Raw genomic sequence first — 19,228 nt, forward strand, 5'->3', positions numbered from 1 at the left:
AGCCGTGACGTCATCAGCGTTTTAGGGGACCTGCGCACGCCTTCGGCGTGCCGTCCGACGGGAGAAAATATGTCGCTTGCCGTGGTGCGCAGTCGCGCGCCGGCCTCCGGCCGCGCGCCCGAAGTCACTGTCGAGGTTCACCTCGCGAACGGATTACCCTCATTCTCGATCGTCGGCCTTCCAGACCTGGAAGTGCGCGAAAGCCGCGAGCGCGTGCGCGCGGCGCTGCAAAACTGCGGCTTCGACTTTCCCGTCCGACGGATCACCGTCAATCTCGCCCCCGCCGATCTGCCGAAGGAATCTGGCCGCTTCGACCTGCCGATCGCATTGGGCATCCTCGCGGCGAGCGGGCAGATTCCCGTTGAATCCTTGCTGTATCGCGAGTTCGCCGGCGAGCTATCGTTGACCGGTGCGCTGCGGCCAATGCGCGGCGCCTTCGCGATGGCTTGCGGGACCGCGCGCAGCGGTGCGGCCCAGCGCAGTGTGGAGGGCGGGGGCTTCTCGTCTCCCACGATCCCTGGCGAGCCAACCGCAGCCCCGCTCGTCCCGGAGCGTACTCCACAGCTCTATCTTCCCGCCGCCAGCGCAGCCGAGGCCGCGCTCGTGCCCGGCGTCGATGTCTACGGCGCCGCCGATCTGCCGTCACTCTGCGCCCACCTCGCCCGAGCGCCCGACGCGCGGCTCACCCCCGCCCCCGCGCCCGACCTCGCGAAATGCCCGCCCGCTGCCGTGCCCGATATGGCCGACGTGATCGGCCAGCGCGGTGCGCGCCGGGCCCTCGAAGTCGCTGCGGCCGGCGGGCATCATGTGTTGCTCATCGGGCCGCCCGGCGCGGGCAAATCGATGCTCGCCGCCCGCCTGCCGGGCCTGCTGCCGCCAATGACCGACGACGAAGCGCTCAGCTCCGCCGCATTGCTGTCCGCCAGCCGGGCGGGCTTCACCGCGGCGCAGTGGCGGCAGCGGCCGTTTCGCGCGCCGCATCATTCGTCGAGCGCGGCGGCGCTGGTCGGCGGGCGCAATCCGCCGCAGCCCGGCGAGATCACGCTGGCGCACCTAGGCGTACTGTTTCTGGACGAATTGCCCGAATTCAGTCGCGACGTCCTCGAAACGCTGCGCGAGCCGCTCGAAGCCGGCCGCATCACGATCTCGCGGGCCGCCTTGCAAGCGGATTTCCCGGCGGCCTGCCAGTTGATCGCTGCAATGAACCCGTGTCCCTGCGGATGGCGCGGCGATCCTGGCGGGCGCTGTCGCTGCACGCCGGAGATCGCGGCGCGCTACTTGCGCAAGCTGTCCGGCCCCTTGCTCGATCGAATCGACATTCAGCTTGAGATACCGGCGCTTACGCCGTCCGAACTGGCGGCCCGTTCGGCGACAGTTGGCGAAGCGAGCGCGGCTATCGCGCGACGGGTATGCGCAGCACGCGAGCGGCAATTGCTGCGGCAAGGCAAGACCAACCGCGAGCTCGGCGGCCGGGAAGTGGACGAGGTCTGCCGCCCCGACACGGCGGGCGAAGCGCTGCTGCGCGAAGCCGGCGAGCGCTTCCGGTGGTCAGCGCGTGCTTACTATCGGGTGCTGAAGGTCGCGCGCAGCATCGCCGACCTCGCCGGCGCGGCGATGCCGAGTGCTGCGCAGATCGCGGAAGCCATTCAGTATCGACGGGCTTTGGGCTCGTTATGAGGAGAAAAATATGCTGTCAAGACTTGACTTATGCACACATGCGCACTTCGGATAGATTTTGATACATCTGAAAGCCGCGTCGAAGGGCTCCCTCCAAACCTCTTGATTTAATTGACTTTTCTAAAATGCATGAAGCTAGCGAGAACTGACAGAATGCCCACGGGACGGGCATCTGCGGCAAATACCGACGAGTTCTCAACAGAGTTATCCACAGGAGCGCGGGGCATGGGGAAAACTTCAACGTAAACCGGGAATTAGCGCGCGATGCTGCGAAGAAACTTTCACTCTGTACGTCGCTCCTTCGCGCGCCCGTTCGGCCAAAAATACCGGCCTCAATAGAGTTTGAACGACGAAAAAAACTGATCGACCTGCTCCGGCTGCAGCGGTTTGTCAGCGATGATCGCCGCCTGATAAACGTGGCGCCCGCGCGCCGCCAGCCGCGCGTAGACCGAGCGCATCTCGTGCTGCGAGCCCGCCTCGCCACTGAGCTTCATTTCGAGGCCGAGCACCTGGCCGCCCGCGGCGAGCGGGATTTGCACCGCGTGCGCGTCGGGAGCCGCACCGACGTTGCGAGCGAGGCCGTCGCGCAGGAAAGCCAGCGCGGCACGCTGCGTGGCTTCCTGGTCGTCGGGCAGCAACACGGTGCCGACCGCGAATACCGCGTTGCCGGCTTCGGCCGTTTGCATCGCCATCGGCATCGCCGTGCCGCCGATCTGCACCGGCCGCTGATCGTTGCCCGGCTTGGCGGGGAAGTCGACGGTGTAGCCGTTGTCGTTGTTCATGATGGTGCGCCAGTCGAAGGTCGGCGAGCAGGCGGTCAACGTGACGCCGAGCACCAGCGCGGAAGCGGTCGTAGCGATCAGCGCACGCCCGCGCGGCTGGCGCCAGGAAGCGTCCGGAGCGCCGGCCGGCCGGTTGTCATCGGCCGCCAGGCCGCTTCGGAAACGGCTACCGAAAGAAAAGCAGGAAGGAATTCGGGCGAGAAAACGGCTAACGCAAAAGGCAGTTCGGAACATGGGGACTGAAGATCGGACCGACCGGAACGGAAAAACCCTATTATCCGCTGCCGCCCCGCGTCCTGCCGCGCCAACGGAATGGGGCTACAATAGCGACGCTGTTCAGCACCGGCCCAACGCCCAATCGACCCACTGGCCCGCGCGTTCCGCGCGACTCTCGAGGTTCCGTTCATGAGCTCCAACCCATCTTCCGCCGCCCGGCGCACGAGCCCACTGCGCTACATCATCGCAGCCGCCGTGGCGATCGTGCTGGCTGTCGCGGGCTACTTCGCGTTTGCGGGTCAGCAGCGCGTGCCCGATGCGACCTTCACCCTGCTGTCCGGCCAGAAGGTCACGACCGCCGACCTGAAAGGCAAGGTGTATCTCGTCAACTTCTGGGCGACGAACTGCGATACCTGCATGAAGGAAATGCCGCAGATGGTCGAGACCTATAACCGCTTCAAGGGCCGGGGCCTCGAATTCGTCGCGGTTGCCATGAACTATGACGCGCCGATGTACGTGACCAACTACACGCAAACCCGCCAGTTGCCGTTCAAGGTTGCCATGGACGACGGCTCGGCCGCCAGGCAGTTCGGCAACGTGCAACTCACGCCCACCACGTTTCTGATCGACAAGGACGGCAAGATTCTGAAGCGCTATGTCGGCGAGCCCCAGTTCGCGGAACTCGACCAGTTGCTGGAAAAGGCGCTGAAGGCGTAACGTCCTTCACCCCGACTCGATCCGAGTTGATCCGATCCAAACGCGCCGGCCGCGCCTTGCCGCTGGCGCCGTTCCTTACCGCTCCCCTTCCCCTTTGGCCGCCAGGCCATACCGTTTGATCTTCTCGTAGAGCGTGGCCTTGCCGAGCTGCAGCTTGTCCGCCGCCACCGCGACAACGCCACCGGCCTGCTCCAACGCTTGCGCGATCATCGCCCGTTCGAATTGCTCGACGCGCTCCTTCAACGGCTGTGTGGCCGCGGTGTCGTCAGTGAAAGACATGACCGGGTCTTCTGCGACGCCGAGCACGAAGCGGTCGGCGGCATTGCGCAGTTCTCGCACGTTGCCCGGCCAGTCGCGCTGCATCAGGCTCGCGCGCTGGCGATCGGTGAGGATCGGCGCAGGACGCTGGTAGCGCACTGCCGCATCCAGCAGGAAGTGTTCGAAGAGCGGCACGATGTCCTCGCGACGCTCGCCCAACGGCGGCAGCGCGATCGTCACCACGTTCAGCCGGTACAGCAAATCGCGCCGGAACGAGCCATCCGCGACGTGCTCGGCCATGTCGCCCTTCGCCGCGGCGACCACGCGGCAATTCACGCGGATCGGCTGATTCGAGCCGAGCCGCTCCAGCACGCCGTCCTGCAACACGCGCAGCAGCTTGACCTGCAACGCAAGCGGCATGCTCTCGATCTCGTCGAGAAACAGCGTGCCGCCCGACGCATGTTCGAGCTTGCCGATTCGCCGTTTCGCCGCGCCGGTGAAGGCGCCCGGTTCGTAGCCGAACATCTCCGACTCGAACATCGGCTCCGGCAGCGCGCCGCAGTTCACCGCGATAAACGGCTTGTCGCGCCGCGGCGACAGCTCGTGCAGACTGCGCGCGATCAACTCCTTGCCCGCGCCGGTATCGCCATTGATCAGCACCGACGCGTCGGTCGGCGCGATGTTGGCGATCAGCCGCCGCACCTGTTCGATCGCGGGACTGCGGCCGATGATCCGCGGCGCCACCGAGTTCTGCTCCGCCAGTTCACGGCGCAGCGCGAGATTCTCCAGCAACAGCTTGCGGCGCTCCAGCGCGCGCCGCACGGTTTCGATCAGGCGCTCGGACGCGAACGGCTTTTCGATGAAGTCATACGCGCCATCGCGCATCGCCTGCACGGCCATCGAAATATCGCCGTGGCCGGTGACCAGGATCACCGGCACGTCGGGCGCGCGCTCGTGGCACTGGGCGAGCAGATCGAGCCCGCTCGCGCCTGGCAGCCGAATATCGCTGACGATCACGCCGGAGAAATCCGCGTTGATCATTTTCGCCGCGGCTTCCACCGACGCATGGCCAACCACGTCGAAGCCCGCCAGTTGCAAGCTCTGCACGCTGGCGCGGCGCACCAGTTCGTCGTCTTCGATATACAGCACTTGCAGGCCGTGGTTCAGCATCGCGTTTCCATCTTGATTCAGGAACCCGTGGTCAGCGGGTCCGCCGGGTGGTTCGTCTGCACGCGCGCGCGGCGCAGCGTCAACACGAATAATGCACCGCCGTCCGGCGCGTTGCGCGCGACCAGCGTGCCGCCGCAATCGCGCGCGATCGACGACGAGATCGCCAGCCCGAGTCCCAGCCCCTGCCCCATCTCCTTGGTCGTGAAGAACGGTTCGAACAGACGCGGCAGCACGTCATCGGGAATGCCGGGGCCGTTGTCGCTCACCATGAACGACAGGTTCGCCTCGGCGACTTCGATCTCGATCGCGATGCGCGGCGCGCTCATGCCGGCAGTCGCGTCGAGCGCATTGCCGAGCAGGTTGATCAGCACCTGTTCGAGCCGCAGGTCGTCGCAATGCGCGATCAGCTCGGGATGGTCGTCGGCGAGACTGAGCGGCGTGCGCGCGCCGCTCGCCGCATCGACCAGCGTGAACGCCACTTCGACGCCCTGCAAGCGCTTCTGCAGCAGTCCGACGACATTGCGCAGCGCACGCATGACCGGCGCGCGCGCATTGCGCGGCCGCGCCCGTCCGACGAACAGCTTCAACTGATTGGTGATCTTGCCCATGCGCTCGGTGAGGGCCGCGATCGCTTCGAGATTCTCGCGCGCCGACGCCTGGTCGCCGCGTTCGAGCAGCACGCGCGTGTTGTCCGAGAAACTGCGCAACGCGGCGAGCGGCTGATTCAGTTCATGCGTGATGCCGGCCGCCATCTGCCCGAGTGCGGCGAGCTTGCTCGCCTGAATCAACTCGTCGTGCGCGGCGCGCAGTTCCTGCTCGGCGCGCGTGCGCTCGGTCACTTCCTTCTGCAGCTGTTCGTTCGCCTGCGACAGATCCACCGTGCGTTCGGCGACCCGCTGGTTCAGTTCGGCGTAGGCCTTTTGCAGCAGCGTGCGGCTGCGCATCATCTCGCGCACGCGGGCGCGGCGCATGCGCCAGTAGAACGCGAGCAACACGATGGAGATGTAGCCGAAGCCGGTGACGATGGTCGCATTGCGTGCGTCGGCATCGACCGGATCGACGGGCGACATCGTGATCAGATGCCAGTCGGGGATGCCCATGCTGCGGCGCGATGCAAGATAGCGCGGCGCATACCGGCCGCCGCCGATGCGCACGATCTGCGCATGGCCTTGGAGCGTGCGCTCGATCGTCAACGGCAGCGGCGCGATGGTCTGCTGTGCGTACTGCCGCGCCTGGTAGATCGAATCGGCGACCGGTCCCGATATCGGCCGGATCGTATGATATTTCCACGCCGGCACCGAGGACAGAAAGATCACGCCGTGATCGTCGGTGACGACGAGCGGCTCGGACGCATCCGCGCCCTGAAACCATTCGAGATCGAGTTTGACGACCGCCACGCCGACGATCTTGCCGTCGCGCCGCACCGGTTGCGAGATGTAATAGCCCGGCGCCTGCGAAATCGTGCCGATGCCGAAGAAGCGGCCCACGCCGCCGTTGACCGCATCGAGAAAATACGGCCGGAACTGATAGCCCGCGCCGATGAAACTGCCCGGCCCGCGCCAGTTGCTGGCGGCGACGCAGTAGCCGTCGAGCGGAATGATGTACGTGACCGTCGCTCGCGCGTGGCGGTTGAGGTCTTCGAGATAGAGGTTCGCGCGTTTGACGTTGGCGGGACTGGGATCGACCAGCACGTCCTGCACGATGGGATGCTCGGCGAGCAGATAGGGCAGCGACTCGTAACGTTCGAGCGTGCTCTTCAGCGCGCTGGCGGTGCGCTCGGCACGCACGGCGGCGTTGCGCCGCAGGGTGTCGATGCCGCTTTGCCACGCGATGCTGTAGGTCAGTGCACACGCCGCCACGAGCCCGGCAACGAGCGCGAAGAGGATCAACAGGCGACGCGTCACGTTGGCAATGTCCGATCGGTCAGGATCGGACATTGTGGCATAAGGCGCCGCGCCGCCGTCGCCAGCTTCGCGATGCGGGGGCGCGGTGGATCGGCGCGGAGCACCCGGTTTCATACGCGGGTGTCCGCAGCCGTTATGGTGAAGTCAGAACCTGCGCGCGGCTTAAACGCCGGCCGGTTCTTTGACCGCCACGTCGCCGCGCAACGCGGCATTCAGCTTGTTGCGGTCCAGCTCTTTTTCCCATGCCGACACCACGACCGTCGCCACGCCGTTGCCGACGATGTTGGTCAGCGCGCGGCATTCGCTCATGAAGCGGTCGATGCCGAGAATCAGCACCATGCCCGACAGCGGAATGGTCGGCACCACCGCCAGCGTCGCGGCCAGCGTGATGAAGCCTGCGCCCGTCACGCCGCTTGCGCCCTTCGAGGTCAGCATCGTCACCGCCAGCAGCGTGAGCTGTTGCGCCCACGTGAGTTCGGTGTTGGTCGCCTGGGCGATGAACAGCACGGCCATCGTCATGTAGATGTTGGTGCCGTCGAGGTTGAACGAATAGCCGGTCGGCACCACGAGGCCCACCACCGAGCGCGAGCAGCCGAGCTTTTCGAGCTTCAGCATCAGTTGCGGCAGCGCGGCTTCGGACGAGCTCGTGCCGAGCACGATCAGCATCTCTTCCTTGATGTACGCGACGAAGCGCAGGATGTTGAAGCCCACGAAGCGCGCGATGATGCCGAGCACGACCACCACGAACACGATCGAGGTCAGATAGAACGTGCCGATCAGCTTGAGCATCGGCAGCAGCGAGCCGATGCCGTACTTGCCGATGGTGAACGCCATCGCGCCGAACGCGCCGATCGGCGCCAGCTTCGTGATGATGCGCACGATGCCGAACAGGATGTGCGAGAGGCCCTCGATGAAGCTCGTCACGACCTTGCCCTTCTCACCGGCCGTCGCGAGCACCGCGCCGAACAGCAGCGCGATCAGCAGGATCTGCAGGATCTCGCCTTGCGCGAACGCCGACGACAGCGTGTCCGGGATCAGGTGCATCAGGAAGTCGACCGTGGTCTGGCCGTGCGCCTTCGCGGCGTACGAGGCGACCGCCTTGCCGTCGAGCGTGGCCGGGTCGATGTTGAAGCCGGCGCCCGGACGCAGCAGGTGGGTGGCGAACAGGCCGAGCACGAGAGCGAAAGTCGAGACGATTTCGAAGTACAGCAGCGCCTTGCCGCCGACGCGCCCGACCTTCTTCATGTCTTCCATGCCGGCGATGCCGGTGACCACCGTGCAGAAGATGATCGGCCCGATCACCATCTTGATCAGTTTGATGAAGCCGTCGCCGAGCGGCTTCATGTCGACGGCGAGATTCGGGTAGAAATGCCCGAGTGCGATACCGATGATGATCGCCACGATCACCTGGACGTACAGCACTTTATAGAAAGGTTTCTTCACGATGGTTCCTGCTTGGGGAGATGAGCTCAAGGCCTGCCACACTGCGCATCACGCGAACGAAGATTCGTCAGCCCGTGCACGGCAATAGGCCGCGACAAGACGACGAATTCAGAAATACCGGGGAGGGAAATCGGACATCGTTGTCTCCTTGCTTTAGTTGTCGGACCGTTGCGGCCGCACTCTTTGTTGTGCAAGGTCGATGCCAGGCGGATATAAATCTTAGCGCCTTGATTCTTATGCGATTTTTATCTCAATAACGCGAGCGACGTCCGGGATTCCGGAAATCCGGACGAGGGCTGTCGGGGAATCCGGAATCCGTCGAGGCAAAGCTTGCGGGAAAACCCGTAGGCTTTTTTTGCGTGCGCGTGGGGTTGCGCGGCGCGAGCGTGCCGGCCTTCCCGCTTCGCCCACGCCCTGGCGCCCGCGTAACGCACCCTCAGGCCGGACTCGCCGGTGCGAACAACATATCGTGCTGCAGCTTGTCGATGCGATCCGTGCAAATCATGTCGACGCCCCATTGCGCAAGCAGTTGCGCGCGCGCCGGGTCGTTCACCGTATAGGCCAGCACACGCAACCCGGCCGCGCGAATCTGCGCGACCAGCGGCTCGCTCAGATAGCGGTGGCTCGCGTGCAACGACACGCAATCCAGTTCACGCACGATGCGCAGCCAATCCGCCGGCACCTCCTCGAACAGCATCCCGCGTTGCAGCGACGGCGCGGCATCGCGGGCGGCGGCAAGCGCCTCGAACGAAAACGATGACAGCAGCGGCGGCGTCTGTCCTTGCCACAACGTCAGCGCGCCCTTTGCCACCAGCGTGCCGGTGAGCACCTCGCGGCCCGGACACGGTTTGATCTCGATGTTGGCGGCGATGCCGTCGCGCGCGCAGCGCTGCGCCGCGTCGGCGAGCGTCGGCAAGCGCGTGCCGGCGAATTGCGGTCCGTGCCACGCGCCGGCGTCGAGCGCGGCCAGTTGCCGCCACGTGTGTTCGGCGGCGGCGCCGTGGCCATTGGTGGTGCGCTCGAGCTTGTCGTCGTGGAGCAGAAAGAGCTGGTTGTCGGCGGACAGCTTTGCGTCGAATTCGACCATGCGATAGCCGTAACGCACGCACGCGTCGAAACCGGCCAGCGTGTTCTCCGGCGCCAGCGTGCCGCCGCCGCGATGCGCGACCAGGCGCGGATAAGGCCAGTCTGCGGATAAACCGCGATCAATCCCGTTTGCCACGTCTCGTTACCTTGCAGAAAGAGCGGTTGAGTTTGCTCGCGATGCGGTGCAAGCCGCTATCACCTGCAACGGCGTTCATACGGCACGCTGGGCGGCTTCACACGCGAGTCCCGCGCGTAGTATCGCGCGTGGACGAATGCGGCGATAGTCTGGCGTGGGCACGCGCCTCGTCTCGTCGCGATCTTCAGCCTTTGCAAGTTCGTGGTCAGGATGACGAAACGTCCGACTCCAGGATCCCTCTCGGCGCCGTGCCTATGTTTCCTGCCCCATGTGCAATGGATGCGAGCCGGGGTCCGGCCGTTGCGGACGCAAGGCGGCATATTCCGCCGCCGCGCCGACGCCGCCGCGCAGCGGCGCCCACGCCGCCTTTAACGCGCCTGCGAAGCCGCCTGCGCACGCACCCTGCCGCCGTCGGTTTGCGGCAGCAGCAACGTGCTCACCACGCCGATCAACAGACTGAACAACACGTAGTACAGCGGCGCGGCATTGCTGCCCGTCACCTTGACGAGCCACGTGTTGACGAACGGCGCCAGTCCGCCGAACAGCAGCACGGCCAGGTTGTACGTGAGCGCCGCGCCTGTCGAGCGCACGCCGACGGGAAACACTTCCGTCAACACGATCGGCACGGGCGCCCAGATAAAGCTCATGAAGAACGAGACGCCCACTTGCAGCAGCAACAGCGACTGGAACGACGGCGCGGCGATGAAGTGATGGAAGAAGAACCACGCGGCCACGCCATAGCCGAGCATCCCCGGCAGCAGCACCGCCTTGCGTCCGTATCGGTCGGACAGGTAGCCCGCGAGCGGACAGACCAGCAGGATGACGGCCGTTCCGAAAAAAGTCGCGAGATTCGCATCCGCCGTTGCGATACCGAGGCGCTGCTTCGCGAAGATCGGCAGGAAGAACACGAACACGTACGCCGAGACCGTGCCGACCACGCAGATGCCGGTGCTGGAGATCATCTCGCGCGGATACTTGCGCACGAGATCACGCAACGGCGTGCGCGCGGTCGTCTCCGATGCGCTCACGGCGCTGCGGCGATAGGCAAGAAACTCCGGCGATTCATCGACTTTCGAACGGATGATCCAGCCCACCGGACCGATCAGGATGCCGAACAGAAACGGCAGGCGCCAGCCCCATGATTCCAGTTGGGCCGCGCTGAGCTTGGTGGTGAGCAGGTACGCCACTGCGGCGCCCAGCGAGAATGCCAGCGCCTGCGAGCACATCTGGAAACTGCCGAAGAAGCCGCGCCGGTGAGCGGGCGCGAACTCCACCAGCATCGTGGTCGCACCGCTGAATTCGCCGCCCGCCGAGATGCCCTGAATCATCCGCGCCAGTACCATCAGGATCGGCGCGCCGACGCCGATCGCGGCATAGGTCGGAAGCAGGCCGATCATGCCGGTGCCGACCGCCATCAACACGATGGTGACCGACAGCGCCTTCTTGCGCCCAACCCGGTCGCCGTACAAACCGAGCAGGACACCGCCGAGCGGGCGCACGGCAAAGCCAATGCCGAAGGTCGCCAACGTCAGCATCAGCGAGGCGAGCGGGTTGTCGGCCGGGAAATACAGACGCGCGATCGTCGCCGCAAACAGCCCGTAGATCGCGAAGTCGAACCACTCGAATGCATTGCCGAGAACGGAGGCAATCACCACCTTTCTCACCATCGCCGGCGACGGCACGGGGTTAGCGGACATTGCTGGTCTCCTTGAAGATGTGATTGGCGTGTGCGCTCAACCCAGCCGACGCCGCACGATTTCGAGGAACACCGCGGCGCCTGCGGGCGCCGTGTCGTCGTCGAAATCGAATTCCGGGTGATGGCACGTCAGGCCGTCGTGACCGAGGAAGAAGTACGAACCCGGGCGCTGCTGCAGCATGAAGGCGAAGTCTTCGGACGCCATCAGCGGGGCGACGTCGGGAATCACGTTGTCGACGCCCAGCACGTGTTCCGCGGCGGCCCGCACGACGTCGGTCTGCTCGGGCGTATTGACGGTGGGCGGAGAACTCTGCAGGTGCTCGAATTCGACCGTGCCTCCAAACATGCGCGCTGCGCCGTCGCAAATATCACGCAGGCGCTTCAACGTCAGTTCCTGTGCGGCGACCGACAGCGTGCGCACGGTCCCTTCCAGCATGGCGGTGTCCGGGATCACGTTGATCGCGGTGCCGGCAATGAACTTGCAGACGCTGACCACGGCGGTGTCGAGCGGATCGATATTGCGGCTGACGATGCTCTGGATCGATTGCACGATGGCCGCGCCGATCATCAGTGGATCAATCGAGCGGTGCGGCATCGCGGCGTGGCTGCCAACGCCCTGAATGTTGATCCGGAAAAGATCGCAGGCCGAAAGAATCGCGCCGCTGCGCACGCCGACCTTGCCCGCAGGCAATGCGTTGTTGTTATGCAGCGCGTAGATTTCGTCGCAATCAAAGCGCTCGAAGAGACCATCGCGAATCATCTCCGAGCCGCCGCGCAGCGTTTCCTCGGCGGGCTGGAAAATCAGATGGACGGTGCCGCGAAACGCGCGATGCGACGACAGATGCTTCGCGACGCCCAGCAGAATCGCCGTATGGCCGTCGTGGCCGCAGCCGTGGAAAACGTTGTCATGCGTCGAGCGGTGCGCGACGGTGCCCTTCTCCTGCATCGGCAGCGCGTCCATGTCGGCGCGCAGTCCGATCGATGGCCCCGTGCCCAGCGTGCCCCGGATCGTGCCGACCACGCCCGTGCCGCCCACGCCGGTGTGAACTTCGATGTCCCAACCAGTCAGCAGGCCGGCGACCAGCTCGGCCGTGCGATGCTCGTGAAATCCCAGTTCCGGATACCGGTGAATGTCCCGCCGCCACGTCCGCATCGATTCCGCGAGCGCACCCCACTCCACATTTGTCTGCATGTCGGCATCCCTCGAACCATGAAGAAGGTGAAATCCTTTTTCGCCGCGGCGAGCCGGATCCCGTTACCGGAAGATACCTTAATAGTTGCAAATTTCAACTAGTGATTTTACGGACGAACGACGCGCGGCGGCCATGCTTCGTCTATCATCCAGCTTGATCTGAGCGGCAACGCGCGCCGCCCAGGCGACGCCCCCGACCCAACCCGAGCCCGACAATCCGAAGCGGTATGCCACCTGCCAAGCCGAAAGCCCGCACCGTTGCCGAAAACATGAAGTTTGCGCGCTTCCTCACCTTCAAACTGGATCTGATCAAGACCGAGATGATCAGCCGCGCCAATGCGGTGTACAAACCGGCGTGCGGTTTCGACGTGCGCTCGCTGCGCGTGCTGCGGATCATCTGCGATGCGCCGGGTATCACGGCGACGGCGGTGAGGGAGCAGACCTTGATCGAGAAGACGCTGCTGTCGAAGCTGCTGGCGGATCTGATCGAGCGCAAGCAGGTACGGCGCACGATCCATCCGGATGATGCGCGCCACTTCCAGTTGTGGCCGACGACGACCGGCAAGCGCACGCGCGCCGCCAGCGACGAACTGGGGCAGACACTGGAAGCGGAGTTGTTATCGGTGTTGAGCGACGACGAGCACGCGGCGCTCGATCGTATCGTCGACAAACTCGTCGATGCATTTCGCGCGTCGGCACAGCGCGAGGGCGCGAAGTCTGCGGACTGATGCAATAGCGCGATAGTCGCGTGGGATGAGATGGGCGGCCCGACGCAGAGCAGGCAAGAAAAAGCCCGCAACGCGTGCGGGCTTTTTCATCTTCAATACGGACAACGAGCTAAAGCGTTCAGACCACGCCGGCTCCATGCGCCTGCAAATCGGCGTGGTAGCTCGAGCGGACCATCGCGCCGACCGCAGCATGCGTGAAGCCCATCTTGTACGCTTCTTCCTCGTACATCTTGAAGGTGTCCGGATGCACGTACGAGCGCACCGGCAGATGGTGTTCCGACGGCTGCAGATACTGGCCGATCGTCAGCATGTCCACGTCGTGCTCGCGCAGGTCGCGCATCACTTGCAGAATTTCTTCTTCGGTTTCGCCGAGACCGACCATGAGGCCGGACTTGGTGGCGACCTCCGGATGCAGCGCCTTGAAGTCCTTCAGCAACTTCAGCGAATGCGCGTAGTCCGAACCCGGACGCGCTTCCTTGTAAAGACGCGGCACCGTTTCGAGGTTGTGGTTCATCACATCGGGCGGCGCGGCGTTCAGAATGCCGATCGCGCGATCGAGACGGCCGCGGAAATCCGGCGTGAGAATTTCAATGCGCGTTTCCGGCGACAGCTCGCGCGTCTGACGAATACATTCGACGAAGTGCGCCGCGCCGCCGTCGCGCAGATCGTCACGGTCGACGCTCGTGATCACCACGTACTTCAGCTTCAGCGCGGCGATGGTGCGCGCGAGGTTGCCCGGTTCTTCGGAATCCAGCGGGTCCGGACGACCGTGGCCGACGTCGCAGAACGGGCAGCGGCGCGTGCACTTGTCGCCCATGATCATGAAGGTCGCGGTGCCCTTGCCGAAGCATTCGCCGATATTCGGGCAGCTCGCCTCTTCACACACCGTGTGCAGGTTGTGCTCGCGCAGAATCTGCTTGATTTCGTAGAAGCGCGAATTGCCGGTGGCCGCTTTGACGCGAATCCAGTCCGGCTTCTTCAGCTTTTCAATCGGGACGATCTTGATCGGGATGCGGGCAGTTTTGGCTTGCGCCTTCTGCTTCGCGGTGGCGTCGTAGGCGGCGGCGGAAGCCGGCACGCCTTCGGGCGCGGGGGAAGCTGCGAGGTTCGCGGTAACGTCAGTCATTCGTTCGGTCCAGTCAGGCGGTGAGCGCACCGGCCTGTGGTTGGGCGACGGCCGCGGGACTGCCGTCGAGGTTTGCGGTGAGGCATGCTGCAAGGGTACGGGCCACGTCGTCCCAGCCGGCGGCAACGCCGAGCGTTGCCATGTCGACCGTTTCGAGCCCCGCGTAGCCGCATGGATTGATCGCCAGAAACGGCCGCAGATCCATCTTCACGTTCAGGCTCACGCCGTGATAACTGCAGCCGCTGCGGATTTTCAAACCGAGCGCCGCAATCTTGGCGCCGGCATGCAGCCCGGCGTCCGGATGAGGCGCTACGTAGATGCCGGGGGCGCCCACCTTGCGTTCTCCGGCGAGATTATACGCCGCCAGGGTGTCGATCACGGCCTGCTCGATCCGCGTGACCATCTCGCGCACCATCAGCTTGCGGCGGCGCAAATCGAGCAGCAGGTACGCGACCACCTGGCCGGGCCCGTGATACGTGATCTGGCCCCCGCGATCGACCTTGACTAGCGGGATGCCGCTGTCGGCGGCCAGGAGGTGTGCCGGATCGCCGGCCTGGCCTAGCGTGAAGACGGGTGGATGTTCGACCAGCCAGATTTCGTCGGGGGTGTCGGCCGTGCGCGCGTCGGTGAACGCGCGCATCGCGTCGAAACTGGCTTCATAGGATTCGTTGCCGAGCCAGCGCAGCGTAAGCGGCGCCGTGGCGGGCGCGGGAGACGGGGAAACCGGGGTGGTGCTCATGGTTCCGGCAGTTTACCGAAATACCGGGATCCGCGCCGAGGGTGAGTGCATTCGAAGGGCCTCGGTGCGGATGGGCGGTGTGAATGCCGGGTGCGTTGCGACGGGAGGGGCGCTGTTCGAAAGAGCATCGGCCAGCATGGCGGCGTGACGTGCCGGCACGTGGACCTATCGGCGCCCAGTGGCGTCCAGCCTATCGGCACCAACCGCGCGGCGCCAGCCGGACGCCGCCCCGTCCTCAAACCGTGCGCCAACCGCCGCGCAAGCGCATCATCAACCGTTCGCCCACCCGCGCGAGCCAGTTCAGCGCGCGTTCGTCGCAGCGCGTCGGTACGGAAAACGCCACCTTCGCGTGCGTGGTGCCCTCGGCGCTCAGCCAGAGCCGCTCGCCGCGCCGCAGTCGTAGCGTGTGGCCCGGTTGCAACCAGTAGTCCTCGGTGTCGTCGCTGCGCGTGACCCAGATCGCCCCGCCATGAACCACCAGCTTGGTGCTGCGTGCGACCTTCATCGGCAGCGTTTCGCCGTTACGGATTTCAAACGCAATGCTAGAGGAAATTTCTCGCATGATGCCCTCGCCAAAAGTCGTTTCATGGCTACAATCGTAGGCGTAGCAAGGGTTTACGCAAAACGATCTATTTTCACCTCTATGTGAGAAATATTGCGATGGACCTCCGTCAATTACCCGCACTGAACGCGATCAAGGCATTCGAGGCCGCCGCGCGCCACGAGAGCTTCTCGCGCGCCGCCGACGAGCTGTTCGTCACACACGGCGCCGTCAGCCACCAGATCCGCGCGCTCGAAGCCGAACTGGGCGTGTCGCTGTTCGCTCGCGACGGCAAGCGCGTGCGCCTCACCGAAACCGGCCGGCGCTACGCCACGCACGTGCGCACCGCGCTGATGGCGCTCGCCGACGCCACCCGCGAAATCCGCGCCGGCGACCGCGAGCGCCGCCTCGTGGTGTCGATGCTGTCGTCGTTCGCGGCGCGCTGGGTGACGCCGCGCATCGGCAGCTTCATCGAGGCGCATCCGCAATGGGACCTCGAACTGCTGTCCACCAACGCGCTGACAGACTTCGCGCGCGACGACGTCGACGTGGCGATCCGTTTCGGCTTCGGTAAATATTCGGGGCTACATTCGGAGTTGCTGCTGGAGGAGATTTTCTTTCCGGCCTGCGCGCCGCATTTCAACGGCGGCAACCTGCCGAAAACGCCGGCCGATCTCGCCAAAGTCCCGCTGCTGCGCTCCGACGACGAATTGTGGCGCCCCTGGTTCGACGCCGCCGGACTGACCGACTGGCCGGAGCCCAAGCGCGGCGTGCTGTACCAGGATTCGTCGAATCTGCTGCAAGCAGCGATCGACGGCCAGGGCGTCGCGCTCACGCGCCGCTCGCTGGCGATGCATGAGATCGCCGCGGGCCGCCTCGTTCGTCTATTCGATGTGGATGGGCCGAGCCCGTGGCAGTACTACTTCATCTGCCCGCCTCAAATGCTCGACACGGCCCGCGTCAAGGCGTTCCGCGACTGGGTGTTCGACGAGGTGGGACGGTTCAAGCAGTTGTTCGACCGGGCTTGCGAGGCGGGAGCCGCTGCAAGCCCCGGTCTGGCGGCGGACGCATTGCACGTCACGCCGTGATACGAAACATCGCGCGACGCGTTACAGCACCACCTTGACCATCGGATGGCCGGTCAGCGCGAGATAGATGCTATCGAGATGCTCACGGCTGGTGGCGCGCACGGTGACCGTCAGCCCAGTGTAGTTGCCGCCGCTGGACGGCCGCGTTTCGACACGCGACGCGTCGACTTCGCTGTCGAACTGGCGGACCACCGTGACGATGGTTTCGGCGAACTCCGGATGCGATTTACCCATGATCTTGATCGGGAAATCGCAGGGGAAATCAAACAGTGAGTCGTTCGCGGAATTCATTCTCTACTCCTTGCTGCGCCTGTTGCGCTTCTTTGTCCTTGGCTCGCTGATACGCCGCGTACAGCGCCGCAAACACCGCGCCCGGCTTGCCCTCGCCGACCGGCTGGCCGTCGAGCCGCGTAACCGGCAGCACTTCCTTGGTGGCCGAACTGACGATGATCTCGTCAGCGGCGCGCAGCTCGGCCTCGCTGATCTCCCGCGCTTCGAAGCGGATGCCGCATTCGCCCGTCAGCTCCTCGATCAAACCGTAGCGAATCCCTTCGAGGATCTTGTGGCTGCGCGGCGGCGCCGACAACACGCCGTCCTTCACCATCCACACATTCGACGACGATCCTTCGGTCAGCATGCCGTCGCGAAACTGGATCGTCTCGAACGCGTCGTTCTCCGCCGCGAATTGCGCCATCAGCACGTTGCCGAGCAGCGACACCGATTTGATATCGCAATTGAGCCAGCGGCGATCCTCGGCGCTCACGCAGGGCACGCCCTGCGCGCGCTGCGCCGCGTCCGGCAGATTGAGCGGCGTGACCATCACGAACACGGTCGGCTGGATGCCGGCCGGGAATGCGTGAGCGCGCTTTGCGACACCGCGCGTGACCTGAATATAGGCAATCGCATCCTGATTCGCCGGCAAACCGCCTTCAGCCTCGTTGGCCACGACCACGCGCTCGATCAGCTCGCGCCAGCCGGCGTCGTCGAACGGATTGGCGATGCCGATCTTGCCGACCGAGCGCGCGAGGCGCGCGAGGTGCTGCGAAAAACGGAACGCGGTGCGCCCGTTTTCGCGCGCGTACAACGGCGCGACTTCGTAAATGCCGTCGCCGAAAATAAAGCCGCGGTCGAGCACCGGCACGCGCGCTTCGGACAACGGCACCAGCTCGCCGTTCAGATAAACGATCGGATCGAGCGAAACGTCGGAAACAGCGGTCATTGCGTCAGGCTCTTATTTCTTCTTGTTGAACATCAGCATCATCGAATCCCACACGCGGCCCACCACGCCGGCTTGCGGCACGGCCTGCAAGGCCACCACCGGGAACTGCGCGAGCACCTTGCCGTCGGCCACCAGCTTGGCGACGCCGACCTGCTGACCGTTCGCGATCGGCGCGACCAGCGTGTCGACCTGCTCGATCTGCGGCTTGACCTTGTCGGCCATGCCCTTCGGCACGGTGATGAACTGGTCGCTCTTCACGCCGATCTGCACGCTGTCCTGCGCACCCTTGTAGACGCGCGGCGTGCCGACCACCTGATTGGCCTTGTACAGATGCACCGTGTCATACGCGGTGTAGCCGTAATTCAGCATCTTCAGGCTGTCCTGCACGCGGTCGTGTTCCTTGGTCTCGCCCATCATCACCGAGACGAGACGGCGCGACGCGTCGGTCGTACCCGGCAGCGAACGCTTCGCGCTCGCGATCAGGCAGTAGCCCGCCGCTTGCGTGTGGCCGGTCTTCAGGCCGTCCACGGTCGGGTCGATCCACAGCAGGCGATTGCGGTTCGGCTGCTTGATCTTGTTGTATGTGAAGTCCTTGACCGAGAAGATGTTGTAGTAATCGGGGAAATCGCGGATCAGACGCGCCGACAGCACCGCCAGGTCGCCCGCGGTCGTGTAGTGCTGCGGATCGGGCATGCCGTTCACGTCGGCGAAATGGGTGTTCTTCATGCCGAGGCGCTGCGCTTCGGTGTTCATCATGTTGACGAACTGCGCTTCGCTGCCGCCGACCAGTTCGGCCAGCGCGATCGCCGCGTCGTTACCCGACTGGATGATCATGCCGTACACGAGGTCGTGCACGGTGACCGGCTTGTTCGCTTCGATGAACATGCGCGATTCGTCGGTGCGCACGCGGCGCACCGCTTCGCTCGGCATCACGGTCTGGTCCATCGTGATCTTCTTCGTCTGCAGTGCTTCGAAGACGAGGTAGGCGGTCATCAGCTTGGTCAGCGAGGCCGGCTCCACGCGCTCGTCGGCATTGCCGGAGGCGAGCACCTGGTTGCTGGTGGCGTCGACGAGCACCCACGAGCGCGCGTTCACCGCCGGCGGCGGCACTTGCGCGAACGCGGTGCTGGCGGCGAGGGTCGCCGGCAACACGATGCCGAGGGTGACGGCGCGGCTAAGCTTGAGGGGAACGAAGGAAGCAACTGACGGGAAGGACGTGCGGCCGGTGGTCGAGAAACGCATAAGGTCGGTTCGTGCGGAAAATACATCGCGCGCAGGGCGCATAGTTTGGAAGAGCCGGTCGGCGGGCGTCTGGCCGTAAAACGGCGCGGAGCCCATTGGACTTCCGGCGACCCGGTTGGTTCGCGCAGCTCGCCCCACGGGCACCGCTGCGCGCGAAATGATGCTCCGCGACGCGCGAACTGCCGGATGGGCCGTGCTGCGCTCAAAAAAAGAGCGCCCATTATACGCGCGCTATCCGGCCAATCCTGCGTGGCGCAGTCCGATTAAT

The 19,228-nt window shown here is 64.9% G+C and carries 17 protein-coding genes; 4 read left to right on the top strand and 13 right to left on the bottom strand.

Features of this window, described 5'->3' with window-relative positions:
* The first annotated feature begins 69 nt into the window (after nt 1–69).
* Nucleotides 70–1,677 (top strand): YifB family Mg chelatase-like AAA ATPase, encoded by a 1,608-nt coding sequence (locus PQQ53_RS00570; RefSeq protein WP_408323070.1) that lies wholly within the window; start codon nt 70–72, stop codon nt 1,675–1,677.
* Nucleotides 1,678–2,009: 332 nt separating this feature from the next.
* On the opposite strand, the gene PQQ53_RS00575 is transcribed toward PQQ53_RS00570, so the two are convergent.
* Nucleotides 2,010–2,693, bottom strand: coding sequence for a hypothetical protein (locus PQQ53_RS00575; RefSeq protein ID WP_408323071.1), 684 nt, complete (start codon nt 2,691–2,693; stop codon nt 2,010–2,012).
* Between the two features lie 171 nt (nt 2,694–2,864).
* On the opposite strand from PQQ53_RS00575, the gene PQQ53_RS00580 reads away from it, so the two are divergent.
* Entirely contained in the window at nt 2,865–3,392 is a 528-nt protein-coding gene (locus PQQ53_RS00580; protein WP_408145568.1) for a peroxiredoxin family protein, read from the top strand.
* Nucleotides 3,393–3,467: 75 nt separating this feature from the next.
* Here PQQ53_RS00580 and PQQ53_RS00585 read toward each other — a convergent pair whose 3' ends face one another.
* The 6 genes from PQQ53_RS00585 to PQQ53_RS00610 all read right to left on the bottom strand — a co-directional run bounded on the left by PQQ53_RS00585 (nt 3,468) and on the right by PQQ53_RS00610 (nt 12,277).
* A complete protein-coding gene (locus PQQ53_RS00585; RefSeq protein ID WP_408145566.1) occupies nt 3,468–4,820 on the bottom strand; it encodes a sigma-54-dependent transcriptional regulator in 1,353 nt (450 codons plus the stop codon).
* 17 nt (nt 4,821–4,837) lie between these two features.
* Nucleotides 4,838–6,838 (bottom strand): sensor histidine kinase, encoded by a 2,001-nt coding sequence (locus PQQ53_RS00590; protein WP_408323072.1) that lies wholly within the window; start codon nt 6,836–6,838, stop codon nt 4,838–4,840.
* Nucleotides 6,839–6,886: 48 nt separating this feature from the next.
* Nucleotides 6,887–8,167, bottom strand: coding sequence for a dicarboxylate/amino acid:cation symporter (locus tag PQQ53_RS00595; RefSeq protein ID WP_408145562.1), 1,281 nt, complete (start codon nt 8,165–8,167; stop codon nt 6,887–6,889).
* A 436-nt stretch (nt 8,168–8,603) separates the two neighbouring features.
* A complete protein-coding gene (gene ugpQ / locus PQQ53_RS00600; RefSeq protein WP_408323073.1) occupies nt 8,604–9,389 on the bottom strand; it encodes a glycerophosphodiester phosphodiesterase in 786 nt (261 codons plus the stop codon).
* A 368-nt stretch (nt 9,390–9,757) separates the two neighbouring features.
* Complete coding sequence (locus PQQ53_RS00605) at nt 9,758–11,086, bottom strand: MFS transporter (RefSeq protein ID WP_408145558.1); 1,329 nt, start codon at nt 11,084–11,086, stop codon at nt 9,758–9,760.
* Nucleotides 11,087–11,122: 36 nt separating this feature from the next.
* Complete coding sequence (locus PQQ53_RS00610) at nt 11,123–12,277, bottom strand: M20 aminoacylase family protein (protein ID WP_408323074.1); 1,155 nt, start codon at nt 12,275–12,277, stop codon at nt 11,123–11,125.
* A 227-nt stretch (nt 12,278–12,504) separates the two neighbouring features.
* Between PQQ53_RS00610 and PQQ53_RS00615 the strand changes: the two genes are divergently transcribed.
* A complete protein-coding gene (locus PQQ53_RS00615) occupies nt 12,505–13,005 on the top strand; it encodes a MarR family winged helix-turn-helix transcriptional regulator (RefSeq protein ID WP_408157454.1) in 501 nt (166 codons plus the stop codon).
* 118 nt (nt 13,006–13,123) lie between these two features.
* On the opposite strand, the gene lipA is transcribed toward PQQ53_RS00615, so the two are convergent.
* The 3 genes from lipA to PQQ53_RS00630 form a co-directional block, all read right to left on the bottom strand.
* Nucleotides 13,124–14,131, bottom strand: coding sequence for a lipoyl synthase (gene lipA, locus PQQ53_RS00620; RefSeq protein ID WP_408157452.1), 1,008 nt, complete (start codon nt 14,129–14,131; stop codon nt 13,124–13,126).
* Nucleotides 14,132–14,144: 13 nt separating this feature from the next.
* Nucleotides 14,145–14,870, bottom strand: coding sequence for a lipoyl(octanoyl) transferase LipB (gene lipB, locus PQQ53_RS00625; RefSeq protein ID WP_408323075.1), 726 nt, complete (start codon nt 14,868–14,870; stop codon nt 14,145–14,147).
* 235 nt (nt 14,871–15,105) lie between these two features.
* Nucleotides 15,106–15,432, bottom strand: a complete 327-nt coding sequence (locus tag PQQ53_RS00630; protein ID WP_121316408.1) for a DUF2917 domain-containing protein — start codon at nt 15,430–15,432, stop codon at nt 15,106–15,108.
* Between the two features lie 98 nt (nt 15,433–15,530).
* Here PQQ53_RS00630 and PQQ53_RS00635 point away from each other — a divergent pair, with 98 nt between their 5' ends.
* Nucleotides 15,531–16,499 carry a transcriptional regulator GcvA gene (locus tag PQQ53_RS00635; RefSeq protein ID WP_408145546.1) on the top strand — a complete coding sequence of 323 codons (969 nt, stop codon included), beginning with the start codon at nt 15,531–15,533 and terminating at the stop codon, nt 16,497–16,499.
* 21 nt (nt 16,500–16,520) lie between these two features.
* Here the strand turns inward: PQQ53_RS00635 and PQQ53_RS00640 are convergent, their stop codons facing one another.
* Genes PQQ53_RS00640 through PQQ53_RS00650 form a run of 3 tightly spaced genes read right to left on the bottom strand, consistent with a single transcriptional unit; the run spans nt 16,521 to nt 18,960 of the window.
* Nucleotides 16,521–16,790: a DUF493 family protein gene (locus PQQ53_RS00640; RefSeq protein ID WP_408145544.1), complete on the bottom strand. Its 270-nt coding sequence runs from the start codon at nt 16,788–16,790 to the stop codon at nt 16,521–16,523.
* Complete coding sequence (locus PQQ53_RS00645) at nt 16,762–17,718, bottom strand: D-amino acid aminotransferase (protein WP_408323076.1); 957 nt, start codon at nt 17,716–17,718, stop codon at nt 16,762–16,764. Before PQQ53_RS00645 ends, PQQ53_RS00640 begins: the two co-directional genes overlap by 29 nt.
* A gap of 12 nt (nt 17,719–17,730) precedes the next feature.
* Nucleotides 17,731–18,960, bottom strand: coding sequence for a D-alanyl-D-alanine carboxypeptidase family protein (locus tag PQQ53_RS00650; protein ID WP_408145540.1), 1,230 nt, complete (start codon nt 18,958–18,960; stop codon nt 17,731–17,733).
* Between the last annotated feature and the right edge of the window lie 268 nt (nt 18,961–19,228).

Origin of the sequence: Paraburkholderia strydomiana, assembly GCF_046030495.1 — a bacterium.
Lineage (GTDB): Bacteria > Pseudomonadota > Gammaproteobacteria > Burkholderiales > Burkholderiaceae > Paraburkholderia > Paraburkholderia strydomiana_A.